This window comes from Paenibacillus sp. OK060 (assembly GCF_900101205.1).
Classification (GTDB): domain Bacteria; phylum Bacillota; class Bacilli; order Paenibacillales; family Paenibacillaceae; genus Paenibacillus; species Paenibacillus marchantiae.
In genome coordinates this window covers 191,574-203,979 of the sequence record NZ_FNFR01000002.1, presented here as the reverse complement: position 1 = coordinate 203,979, position 12,406 = coordinate 191,574, and the positions used below count along the sequence as shown (strand labels likewise).

The 12,406-nt window shown below is 40.8% G+C and carries 12 protein-coding genes; 10 read left to right on the top strand and 2 right to left on the bottom strand.

Features of this window, described 5'->3' with window-relative positions; genetic code table 11:
• Positions 1-22: 22 nt before the first annotated feature.
• Together BLS14_RS07265 and BLS14_RS07260 are read right to left on the bottom strand one after the other, a co-directional pair.
• Positions 23-589 carry a class I SAM-dependent methyltransferase gene (locus BLS14_RS07265; protein ID WP_090950560.1) on the bottom strand — a complete coding sequence of 189 codons (567 nt, stop codon included), beginning with the start codon at positions 587-589 and terminating at the stop codon, positions 23-25.
• Positions 590-635: 46 nt separating this feature from the next.
• Positions 636-1,139 (bottom strand): DedA family protein, encoded by a 504-nt coding sequence (locus tag BLS14_RS07260; protein WP_063563743.1) that lies wholly within the window; start codon positions 1,137-1,139, stop codon positions 636-638.
• Positions 1,140-1,459: 320 nt separating this feature from the next.
• Here BLS14_RS07260 and BLS14_RS07255 point away from each other — a divergent pair, with 320 nt between their 5' ends.
• From BLS14_RS07255 to BLS14_RS07210, 10 genes are all read left to right on the top strand, one after another.
• The gene (locus BLS14_RS07255; RefSeq protein ID WP_090950555.1) at positions 1,460-1,936 is read left to right on the top strand and encodes an HIT family protein; all 477 of its coding nucleotides are present in this window, start codon (positions 1,460-1,462) and stop codon (positions 1,934-1,936) included.
• A 6-nt stretch (positions 1,937-1,942) separates the two neighbouring features.
• Positions 1,943-2,176 carry a hypothetical protein gene (locus BLS14_RS07250; RefSeq protein ID WP_090950550.1) on the top strand — a complete coding sequence of 78 codons (234 nt, stop codon included), beginning with the start codon at positions 1,943-1,945 and terminating at the stop codon, positions 2,174-2,176.
• 153 nt (positions 2,177-2,329) lie between these two features.
• Entirely contained in the window at positions 2,330-2,788 is a 459-nt protein-coding gene (locus BLS14_RS07245) for an Imm26 family immunity protein (RefSeq protein WP_176854420.1), read from the top strand.
• A gap of 381 nt (positions 2,789-3,169) precedes the next feature.
• Entirely contained in the window at positions 3,170-4,666 is a 1,497-nt protein-coding gene (locus BLS14_RS07240) for an alpha/beta hydrolase family protein (RefSeq protein ID WP_090950539.1), read from the top strand.
• 113 nt (positions 4,667-4,779) lie between these two features.
• Positions 4,780-5,091 carry a hypothetical protein gene (locus BLS14_RS07235; RefSeq protein ID WP_090950534.1) on the top strand — a complete coding sequence of 104 codons (312 nt, stop codon included), beginning with the start codon at positions 4,780-4,782 and terminating at the stop codon, positions 5,089-5,091.
• 589 nt (positions 5,092-5,680) lie between these two features.
• Positions 5,681-7,390: a sensor histidine kinase gene (locus tag BLS14_RS07230; protein ID WP_256336248.1), complete on the top strand. Its 1,710-nt coding sequence runs from the start codon at positions 5,681-5,683 to the stop codon at positions 7,388-7,390.
• Positions 7,387-9,045: a response regulator gene (locus tag BLS14_RS07225; RefSeq protein ID WP_090950530.1), complete on the top strand. Its 1,659-nt coding sequence runs from the start codon at positions 7,387-7,389 to the stop codon at positions 9,043-9,045. The genes BLS14_RS07230 and BLS14_RS07225 overlap by 4 nt, the downstream gene beginning before the upstream one ends.
• A 171-nt stretch (positions 9,046-9,216) precedes the next feature.
• Complete coding sequence (locus BLS14_RS07220; RefSeq protein WP_090950522.1) at positions 9,217-10,581, top strand: ABC transporter substrate-binding protein; 1,365 nt, start codon at positions 9,217-9,219, stop codon at positions 10,579-10,581.
• A 79-nt stretch (positions 10,582-10,660) separates the two neighbouring features.
• Positions 10,661-11,563 carry a carbohydrate ABC transporter permease gene (locus BLS14_RS07215; RefSeq protein ID WP_063563752.1) on the top strand — a complete coding sequence of 301 codons (903 nt, stop codon included), beginning with the start codon at positions 10,661-10,663 and terminating at the stop codon, positions 11,561-11,563.
• Positions 11,564-11,576: 13 nt separating this feature from the next.
• Entirely contained in the window at positions 11,577-12,404 is an 828-nt protein-coding gene (locus BLS14_RS07210) for a carbohydrate ABC transporter permease (RefSeq protein ID WP_090950520.1), read from the top strand.
• Positions 12,405-12,406: the final 2 nt, after the last annotated feature.

Genomic DNA, 12,406 nt, shown 5'->3' with positions numbered 1-12,406 from the left:
TGTAAACCATAGCCTGAGTTGTTTAAATTGTTTCCTTTTTGCGACAGACATAAACGAAGGCAGGAGGGACATTCAAGGGCACTAATTCTATCTTTTCGATGATAAACTTTTCGGATAGTGTTTTTTTCATTTGAAGCGAATATTGAAAGGCGATAAATAACCCCTCGGGTTTAAGCGCCTTATGGATTTGGTCTACCAACGTATTCCTTAATTCAGACTCAAAGTTGAAGAAAGGCAACCCGCTAAATACACAGTCCAGTTGCTCAACGCCCTCTTGCTTCATGGATTCCACTAATCGAGAGGCATCTGAATAACAGGGGAATGAAGGGTATTCAGTCTTCAGATTATTCCTCATCGTCTCGTTCATCTCAAACAATAACACTTGGGTCGAATCTTGTGCCTGTTGATGAATATAACGAGTGATGGCACCTGTGCCCGATCCGAGTTCGGCGACTGCTTTTACCTCTAGCCAAGGCGCTTGGTTCACCATTTTGTTAGCGAGAAACCGGGAACTGGGTATGATGCTACCAACATGTTTTGGGCTTTGAAGAAAGCTTTTCAGAAATAAAATAGGTTCATTGGAATTCATTGTTTGTGGTTCCTCCGTATACGTGATGGTATTTTATCAAATTCGATCAAAATTTTAATAAATGAAGCATTGATAGAATGGGAGCGCCGAAGTAGATTCCCGCTGTAAAATACGTTATGGTCCAAAGCAAAGCACTGGAATATGAAATGAGAGCAAATTTCCGATACTGAACGCCGCTCAGTCCAATGACCAGAGGGAGAACATATCGCACGATTGGAATGAATAAACCGATGCACATCGCCCAATTGCCACTCTTATTCAGAATCAGTTCAGCCTTAACGAAGTGTTTATTATGTTGAAATTTGTGTTTTATCTTGGGCCCAAATAACTTCCCTGCAAAATAAGCAAAGGTAATGGCAGTTAATAGTCCTGTTAAAATGCAGAAGTATGTGATACATGAGCTGATAACACCCGTGTGACTCAAAATAGCACCACTGATAATCGTGATCTCATTCGGAATTGGAATGCCAAATGGCCCTAATGAGAAGGCAAAATAAAAAATCAGATATCCATACTGATGTAGTAGCTCTAAGATCGTATTACTGATCATTGTTTTGCCTCCTCTCTTGTCGATATAGAAATCATAATGAAAAAAACTAAGGAATTAATAAGCATAATTCTGAAGAAAATCTAAAGATTACATAATCAAAGCGGTACAACTACGGTACGTTCAAGACAAAAAAGCCTTGCCAACTTACTGGAAAGACTTGATAAGGTGGATATATTCAGGAGTGGTGATCAAATGAGCCGGTCATGCCGGAATAAAAACGAGCTCAGATTGATTATCAATGTTGAGGATAACGCAACGAACAAAAGTTGCCTGCGTCTAATAGCTAGTTGGAAAAATATGAAAGGAGTGGAATGAGAAAGATGACAGCATCAATTTCACATAAGCCCGAAGGATACGTATGTCCATTTTGTTGTGTTTGGGGTATCGAGCGAACTAATCAGGGAACAAAAGAAAGGGATATCATCTATCAGAATGAAAAGGTAACGGCATTTATAGCGAGCAAATGGTGGCCAAACAATAAAGGACATGTTCTTGTTGTTCCGAATCAACATTTCGAGAACATCTTTGATCTCCCAGCGGATTACGCTGGTGAAATTCACCGCGCGGCGCAGCTCACAGCATTTGCAATGAAAAGTACATATGGATGTGATGGGATTTCTACACGCCAACATAATGAGCCTGCTGGCAATCAAGACGTGTGGCATTATCATCTCCATGTTTACCCTAGATATGTGAATGATCAACTTTATCTGTCAAAGGGTTCTCCATCCGATCCAGATGAACGCGATTTCTATGCTGATAAGTTGCGTTCTTGGATAAAGAAAAACGATAGTTGAAGATGGATGATAGATAAAATTGGAGTTGAGGAACATCTATACTCTGAAGTGGCAGAAACATCTCCAATCCTGATCAATCAAGATTTTATTAATGAATGTACGGAGAAATTTGAAGGAAATTGGATAGATGAGGGTTGGAACAGTGGTTTCGCTTTGTCTATAATTGCGGTTTTGGATCTATTTGAAATTCAAGTTGTGGAATTTCCAACTCCCAAAATGACTAATAAGTCTTTAAACTAACGGGACACGATAGCTCTAGTTTAATTCTGCATTTACAAGGATTTCGTATAACTTTCTTTGGCGTTACAAAATAAACAAAATCAGATTAGTGAGAAAAGGTGGAAAGAATATGGTATTAGTCCACCTAAAAAGAGATAGCAAGGGAGACTAATAGTGCCTAAGTTGAAGTTAGGAGATATCTTCGCAATAAGTCTTAATCAGGGTCGTTATTGTTACGGACAAGTTGTTTCTGAAGGAAGAATATCAGATTGTATGATTGTATATGATTTGGTATCAATGGAACACCCAACGGTTAGTGAAATCACCTCGAAATCCATCATTTTCTTAATACAGACTGTAAACTCTAGGATTGAAGATGGTATCTGGATAGTGATTGGAAATGGGCCAATACCAAGCATGACATTTCCGTTGTACAAAGTGGAAACTGAAGATGGATATATGCTGGTAGATCATAAGGGTGATGTTGTGAATAAAGATCCCAGTGCTTCGGAGATTGAAGAAGTCCCCGAACTGGAGTCTTGGTCACCTGTTAGTCTAGAAAAAGCAGCCAATGCTAGATTTGTAACTGGAGAATGGGATACGTACTATAATGAGTTAATTTATAAAAATTAGTTTATGTTCAATTTAAGCTTAATGGGCTCATTGCTCTCAATTTTTTTAATTAAGGTAAATGTGTAACTAGATATTATAAGGATAACAACGATGTCCCTAAACTGAAAGACTAATTAGGTCATTTATCAGTTGTCCCGGGACAAGAACATTGTTCCATTCAAAGTCGCTATATAGCGGCTTTTTTTGTTTTAAGGAATCAAGTTCTTGTCCAAAGCTGAAGACAAGAACTTTGTGTCATTTCCGTTTTCCGAGTCCTCCAGTACTACAAGGTAGAATTACAAAATTGTAAGGTGAATGTAAGTGGAATCGATAGCTAAGGCCATCCTGGCAGGATAATATTGGAACAAACGAAAATAGAAAATTTTTAAAAGGAGAATCGAGATGAGGCTGTTTGAACTGTTGCTTTTATTGTCAAACATCGGCTTGTTTGCATTAACATTCCTATTAAAGAAAGGACGGCGTAAGGTATTCATTGCAAGCGGAATCGCCACTCTTTTATTGGTCATTCATTGGACTGTGGAAGGATACAGAGTTCAACTATTTTTCTCATATTGCATAACGATCTTTTTTTTAGCCATTTCAGGTTATAGCTATTTTAGAAAAAACGGCCCCAAAAAAATCCCGCGATTCTTGTTGGGTTCAGCTTATACCGTTATAGCGATAATGCTGGTCGTAACAGCGGGTGTCATGTATGCTTTTCCAGTATTTAATCTACCTAAACCTACAGGCGAATTTAAGGTAGGAACGCAAACTTTTCATCTCGTGGATACTAATAGGGAAGAGATTTTCGACGAAGCCAGAGAGGGTAAGAGAGAGTTGATGGTTCAGGTATGGTATCCGGTTAAAGTTGGCACCAGCAAGTACGCTCCCTTTATTCCCGATACTCCAATTTTACGTTATATGGCCGCGAACTATGGCCTTCCTGAGTTTACTCTTCAGCACTTGAAGTACGTATCCAGTCATGCTTATTCGGGGGCCGAAGTCTCCTCGGCACAGACTTCATATCCGCTGATCCTTGCAAATCCCGGCTTTGGCTCGTCCAGGTTCCTCCATACGTCGCAAGCTGAGAATCTCGCGAGTCACGGATATATCGTGGCAGTGATCGATCACACCTACAATACAGTTGCAACCGAGTTTCCGGACGGTCGAATCACGACCAGCACAACCAACGACTTATTCTCTCCCGAAGATGATTACCGAACGGGAAGAGAAAATCGCGACAAGTTGGGAAAAGTGTTAACCGCCGATGTGGCGTTTACGCTGGACCAATTCGAGCTCATCCAATCGGGACAGATTCCAAGTCCTTTAAAAGGGAGGATTGATCTCGGTCATGTCGGGGTGTTCGGTCATTCCATCGGCGGAGCGACAGCCTACGACGCTTCTTACGATCCACGAATCACGGTCGGAATAGACTTGGATGGAGGGCTGTATCGACTGCGTGACAGCGAGGATCTGCGAAAGCCGTTTTTGTTCATCAACTCTGAAAGCTATTTCGAAGAATTAAACAGGGTGATAAATAATCGGGTCTACACTGATGCAGAGCTTAACCGGATGGGATCAACAAGAGAGTGGATGGATCAAGTAACGGAAGATAAAAAGTTGGAGCTTGAACGGATGCGCGAAACGGTTGACGAAGGAGGACAAATCCTCTATATCGAAAATACAGAGCATTTGAATTTTACCGACGTACAGTTCATTTCTCCGGTTTTCAATATGCTGGGCATTACAGGGAAGATTCTGCCAGAAAGAGCGAACTCCGTGATCAATGCCTATATGCTGGATTTCTTCGATATGTATCTAAAGAATCAAGGCGGAATCTTAATGAAAGGACCGGACAGCCGTTTTCAGGAGGTGAAGTTCGTAACCTCGCTATTATAAATTACAAACAGGCTACCAATTTTGATATGCTATTACGTACAACTCTTCTTCTATGACTAACCCCCATTAAGGCAGCAACGTTCACCAAAAAATGATTAGGGTAGGTGGCAACCATGTTTCGTGAGTTTTCACATGAAGATATGGTCATATTTGAAGTAAAAGCCGAAGATTATAATTATGAGCAAATCATACAGGCAATCGACTACATCTGCCCAGATGAATATAGTGAAGCAGAAATTACGAGCTACTATGAATGTTTAAATTTTACGAAAGACCAAATTGAAGTTAATTTTAGTCATGTATTTGGAAGTCCAGAGCTATATCAATTTGAATTGTTTCCATATGGCTCTCATTCAGTAGAAAATTTGAGTCAATTAAGAGTGTGGTTACAAGTAATGGAGCAATATTTAAAACAATTAAAGTGATTTAAACCAACGTATGATGTGGTATTCATAAGGCTAACAACGTTGACCAAAAATAGAAGGATCATTTAGACAGACGATGATTTAAGGGAAGTGTCGAGGGACAAGAACATGATTCCATTGGAAGTCGCTATATAGCGGCTTTTTTGTTATGGCTTAAGCCAATTGAGTGCGTGAAACGAACTAAACAAAAAATCTCCCTGATCGGCAAAACCTCAGCCCCCCTTAGTAGTAAAATGATTATATCGGCGAGTCAAATAAATTTAAGTTGATATAAATTTTTTCTTCTTGGCAGCAAAAGAATTGAAACATATTAAACCGGAGCGTGGAATTGTTTAATTGATGATCCGAATGGAACAGTATATTTGTAATAAATCCGTATTGACATGAAGAATGTATTGCTAAATTGATATTTTAATGTAAAATGATTCGCAAATAGATAAGTTTAATTTCAGCAAGACTTCTTTTATTTACAAGAGAGGTTGATACCGAATTTATGAGACGACTTTGGGCAGAGCACATCACTAAAAAATTCAATCGTTTGATATACAGCAGTTCATTCAAACAGAGAATTCGCTTATCCATCATAACTATGATAACGCTTGCAATTGGGGCGGTAGGTCTGACAACCTACTGGATTGCATCCAAAGAGCTCCAGAAGAATGCATTTGAGACTAGTCAAGAAACCGTAAACAAAACCACTCAGATACTGGATGATAAATTAACGGGGATCTCCAACTCCATTCGTTCACTGACTTTTAGCTATGCCTTCAAAGATATGATGCTGGATGTACAGAGTAATGATATCTCCAATTACTATGTGCATTTGTCAGAGCTCCAATATGTGTTTTCACAGGTTTATTTCAACGAACCTCTAATCGAAAGTATACTTATTGCCACGCCCATTGGAGATTTTTATCCTATTTCACAAAGACGTTCTCAGACACAATCCTTTTATGAATCCAGTATGTATTTCGATATGATTGAGAATTATGGAGGAAAGTGGATAAAAGGGCATTCTGATAAGTTTTTTTCTGGTAATAAGCGTGCTATTTCATTTGTTACAAAGGGAACTCAAGAGAATGTCCCCAATACAAATGTATACATTGTCGTGAATGTAAATGAGAGTGGACTAATAGGACTGGTTAACAAACATTCTTCGAATGATGACAGCGACTATTTTGTAATCGATTCCAATGGCGAGGAAGTCATCCGAACTTCATGGTCATCCAGCCATAATCTAATGAAAGATAAACCTTTCTTGTACAATGTATCTGAGAGCAATATGGGCTCTTTCTTTCATAATTTTGATGAAACGGATTACCTAGTCAATTACACAAGATCAACAGTTGTCAAAGATTGGAGCTTATTCGGTATTCAACAGAAGGATAAACTGCTTGAACAAATGAACGGTGTAAAGCGCACAACCCTTTATATAATGCTTTTCTTTCTGCTGTTCACTAGCCTTTTATCCAATAAACTGACGGCGCTGTTGCTAAATCCTCTATACAAGCTTCAACGACTTATGCGCGAGGTAGAGAATAACCGCCTGAATGTTCGCTTTGCCAGCCGTTCGTCCGATGAAGTAGCTCAGGTCGGTTTTCAATTCAATCGCATGTTGGATGAAATCAACAGACTCATTGATGATGTAAGGTTGAGCGAATCCGGAAAACGTAAGGCCGAGATGAGAGCTTTAACTGCGCAAATGGAACCACACTTTTTGTATAACACTCTTAATACGATTTACTGCAAATCCGTTCTGGGGGAAAATGAAGAAGTCAATGAGATGATTCTCTCCTTGTCCCAGATGTTTCAGCTTGGCTTGAGTGGGGGGAAGGATTGGAACACGCTGCAGGATGAATTGTTGCACGCACAGCAGTATTGTTTAATTCAACAAAAATGCTATGAAGGACTGTTTGTGTTTGAAGTTACTGTACTTGATAAATCTGTGCTGAACAGCCTTTTGCCAAAGATTCTCTTGCAGCCAATTGTGGAAAATAGCATTCAACACGGCTTTAAGGACATTACTTTCGGAGGTCAGATTCATATACAGGTGGACAGACAAAACAATTGGGTTCATTTGATTATTGAGGATAACGGTGCAGGCATGGATGCGGCTATGGTAAGTCAAGCGATGTTGAAACCGCCTGTCTCCAAGAAGGGTTATGCTCTGAACAATATCGTGAATCGGCTCAACCTATTTTATGGAGAAGAAGCACGAATCGAACTTCACAGCAGTCCTGGCAAGGGATCGAGAACTGACATTTGGATTCCGATTAGAGAAGGAGAAGTTGAATCATGATAGAAGAACTCCAACGGATTAAATTATGCATCATTGATGATATTCGAAGTGTAGTCGATATGATTTCTCAGAAGCCGCCCTGGGAAGAACATCACATTGAAGTGGTTGGTACGGCACTCGATGGGGAGGAAGGCATTCGCCTAATCCAAGAGACCAAACCGGATATTGTTCTTACAGACATACGGATGCCCAAAAAGGATGGGCTAGCCATGACGCAAGAAATTCTCGTAAACGCTCCTTTTACGAAAATTGTCATTCTCAGCGCGTATACCGATTTCTCATTTACGAGACAAGCGATTCGATTAGGCGCATTTGATTTCGTAAAGAAACCATTCTCTATAGATGAAATCATTCAGGTCGTGTTGAAAGCAAAGGCAGCAATCGAAGAAGAATGGCAGGAGCAGAGCAAGGCGATAGAACTGAAGCAACATGTAAGAAAAAGCTTACCTGTATTACAGCAGGAGTATTTGTCCTTGCTAGTTCATCATAGGACGAATGCTGTCGTAGCCTTTCAAAAATGGCAAACACTCGGCATTCAACTTGCTCCTCAGAATTTCAATCTTTTTATTGTGGAGCTAGACCGTTTTATGGACAAATATAAAGCACAACCCTCAAGGGAAGTGGAATTGATCAGATTCAGCCTTCGAAATATTTTGGAGGAAACTATCGCAGCTTTTAGCAGTGGTGTTGTTTTTAGTGAAGCGTTAAATCGGTTCATCTGTCTGATCAATTGTGAAGATATGAGAATCGCAGAGCAGATTTCTGAAGCATGCAGATTAAATATTTATCAATTCACGAACTCTACCATCTCAATCGGTATTGGTAGTTGTGTAACATCTATCGATGAATTACCGGATTCATATCAACTAGCCTTAAGTGCTCTGGCCTATCATTTTTATACAGATGGTAATGGTGTTAACAGTTATTCAAGTACATCGGATGATGAGAAAACCTTGCTTCATTATACTGCGTCCACGGAGCACGAGTTTTTAATGGCTTTGCGCTCGGGCAATCGAGAAAAATGCCGACTTATTCTGGAGCAGATCTTTAATGATTTATTGCAGCGAGATCCTCTTCCCAAACCGCAACAAGTCGAAAACCTTTGTTATGAGCTGTCATCCAAGATATGTCGAGTCATGTTAGAACAATTTCCGCCTGATCGGGTGAAGAACCTTGAGAAGCAGTGGAACCATGTAAAGCGCACAGGTGTGGTTACATTTCAGATTATGCGGGATACAGTAAAAGAACTTTGTCTTGAAGCGTGTTCGTGGATTGAGCACGAGCGTTCGGATGAAACGACCAAGTTGATCTATCAGGCGAAGGATTATATATGTGCCAACTTGCATTTAAATTTATCACTTGATTTATGTGCAAAGCAGTTCAATTTAAGTCCCGGATATTTTTCGAATCTGTTCAAAAAAGTGCTAAATATTTCATTTCAGCGATTCGTAATCCATCAAAGAATGGAAAAAGCTAAAGAAATGCTAATCAATGATTATCAGGTACAGGAGATCGCTAGGGAATTGGGGTATGAGCATCGACGTTATTTTAGCGAAATTTTCAAGAAGCATACCAATATGACACCATCCGAATTCAAATTATATAGTACAGGGAAGATCAGTCCGCCTGTGGATCTGGCCTATGATCAATCATAACTCGAAAGATAGCCTTGTTTCCGAAAGTTTCGGATGCAGGGCTAGTTTTTTAATGACAGATTCATAAGAAAACCTGCCCTTGATGTGTGGTTTACCGCATTATGTAAACGATTACAAGAAACTATAATGAAGAAGAAAGAGAATAACAGATAAAAAGGGGAGGTAATACGAATGAAATTAAACAAGAAATTTCTTATGTCTGCACTGTGTATCGTGCTCACGGGAAGCCTAGCGGCTTGCAGTAGCCCTAAGTCCACAGATAAAGGAGCAAGCGCAGCGGCTAAAACCAAGATCACCTACTGGACTGGAGACCGCCATGATTCTGAGTTCGTGAAAGAAACGATCGATAAATTCAATGAAACCAATAAGGATAACATCGAAGTGGAACTGGTTATCAAGGGAGATGATTTCGATCAAGCGCTGGATATGTCTTTTCAGACCTCAGAACCACCGGATGTCATTCGTGTTAAAGAAAACACCATACAGACCTTCTATAAAAAAGGATTCCTAGCTCCAATTGACGAGTTTCTCACAGATAAAATGAAAGATACATTTCCTGTCATGGAGGATCTGAACAGCTTCGATGGAAAACGCTATAGCTTGCCGAACTATGGGACAACGATGCGTCTGATTTACAACAAAGAGCTTTTCGCCAAAGCAGGTATTGAACAACCTCCGACTACACTGAATGAGTTGGTTGAGGCAGCCAAGAAAATTACGCAAGTGGGTAAATCAAACGGAGCCTACGGTTTCGCACAGAATTTTAAAAATCCTTCCAGTGCCTTGGGCCGATCTGCCCGTGTTATTGCAGAAGTAAGTGGTTACGGCGGATATGGTTATGATTTTAAGACAGCTCGATATGACTATAGTGGCTTTAAACCCATCATGGAAGCATTTAAGCAAATCAAGGATGATGGAAGTATGTTGCCCGGTGTCGAATCGCTTGATATCGACCCATTGCGCGCCCAATTCGCTGAAGGGAAAATCGGGATGTACTTATCCTTTTCTGCTGAAGCGGGAGTCTACCAATCTCAATTTCCAGCTAAAATTGATTGGGCTGCAGCACCTGCACCATCCATTGACGGAAATTTCAATGGTGCTTCTGGGTTCTTAGGGGGCCAATGGTTGGCAATAAGTTCAGAGACCGAAAATAAGGAAGCAGCCTGGAAGTTCCTGGAGTATATGTATAATGAATCTGTTCTTCAACAATATCAAGAGAAAGGCTTTGGCATATCCATGGTCCCTTCAGTAAGTGCTGTTGCAGCGAAACCGGAAGTTAAAGGCATAGAAGGTTTCCTGCCGAACAAGTACGACGGTGTCTGGCCGGTCTACCCTACAGTGCCGGTACACGGTATGAAATCTGACGATGCCTTCGTCAAGTACATTCTAAGCGGAGGTAATCTGGATACCATTATCAACGATTTGAATACTCGTTATAACGCTGCTTTGGATACAGCAATTGCGAGTGGAGAAACGAAGGCCGAGCCTATTGCAGATTTCGATCCAGCGGAACTTGCAGGAAAATACGTAAAATAAAATAGAGGTGTTTAAAAAGGGTGGGGCACGCTCCATCCTTTCATTAAATCTTACAGAGATTGCAAGGAGTTGAGAGGATATGAATAAAGCAAAGAATCTAGCTTTTTCATACAGCTTTCTTTTGCCAAGCTATATTCTTACCATTGTTCTGGGCATCTACCCGATTATGTGGGCCATGAGATATATGTTCTACGATTACAAAGGGTTTGGGACTGCACGATTTGTAGGACTGGCAAATCTAGAACGCGTAATGACAGATCATCAGTTTTGGGATTCAGTATCCAACACGTTCGTTTATGCTGGAGGCAAGCTCCTGCTATCGATACCGCTCGCTCTGATATTGGCCGTCATCCTGAATTGGAAAATTAAAGGGAGAAATCTGCTGAGAGCTATTATATTTATGCCTACGATCATTAGTACAGCGGTTATGGCGGTCGTATTTTTCACCATTTTCAACTCGTATAATGGCATCCTCAATCAGTTCCTTCTGAAATATAAATTGATCGGCAGTGCTATAGATTGGCTGGGCGTTGATTATGCCATGCTGACGATCATCCTCGTTGCTGTATGGGGGGCGGTAGGCAATTATATGCTTTTGTTTCTAGCAGGGCTCCAAAATATTCCCGAAGATGTGTACGAGAGTTCTGCTCTGGATGGGGCTAACAAATTCCAACAATTTCGTTACATTACCATTCCAATGCTGGGCCCTGTCATGCAAATGATCATTATGCTAGCCATTATTAATGCGCTAAAAGGTTATGAGAGTATTATGGTGATGACTGATGGCGGGCCAATTGGAAAAACCAATGTCATGTTCTTATATGTATATAAATTATTTTTCCCGCCTGCGGGTTCCACGGCATCTACACAAATTCAAGAATTTGGCTATGGTAGTGCTGTCGCTTTTGTCACAGCTGTTATTGTTGGCATCATCACGATACTTTACTTTTATGGATCAAAACGGATGAGTCATAACGAATAAGGGAGGAACGTTCATGAGAATTGCATGGAATACCGTACTGTGGGCGTTTCTGTTAATAGTAGCATTTCTAACGCTGTTTCCTATAATTATCACCCTGCTCGGTTCCTTTAAAACGAATGCCGAACTTACTGCCGGAGCGACTTTTCTGCCAGCTATTTGGCAGTTCACCAACTATATCGAAGCGTGGAAACAGGCTAATTTTTCAACATACACACTAAATAGTGTATTTGTTGCCGTCGCGTCAACCATAGGAACATTAATTGTCTCGTCCATGGCAGCCTATGTCGTGAACAGAATGGACTTTATTGGCAAAAAACTATACGTCAGCATCCAGGCATTTACTATGTTTGTAGCGATCGGAGCAGTCGTTCTTCGACCTCAATTCGAGCTGATGATTAAACTTCATCTGCATAATACGCTGTGGGGCGTAATTTTGATTCTGATCAGCACACATGCTTCGGCATTCTTTATCCTGCTCAGCTTCATGAACGGAATTCCTAAAGAGCTTGATGAGGCTGCACGCATCGATGGGTGCTCTCCGGGCAGAACATTCTGGAGAATCATTATTCCGCTGCTTACGCCTGGGCTAGGAGTGTGTGCCTTGTTTGCCTTCCGGGGAGCGTGGAACGAATACCTGATTCCATTTGTGTTTACGCTCAGTAAACCCGAACTGCAGACATTGACCGTCGGACTAGCCAATTTGAAGTACGGAATCACCGCTGCTTCACAGACACACTTCATGATGGCGGGGGCGTGTCTGTCCATTCTCCCGATCCTTATTGCTTATATTTTTGCTAACAAATCCTTTATGCAAATGACTGCGGGCTCCTTAAAGGGCTAGTG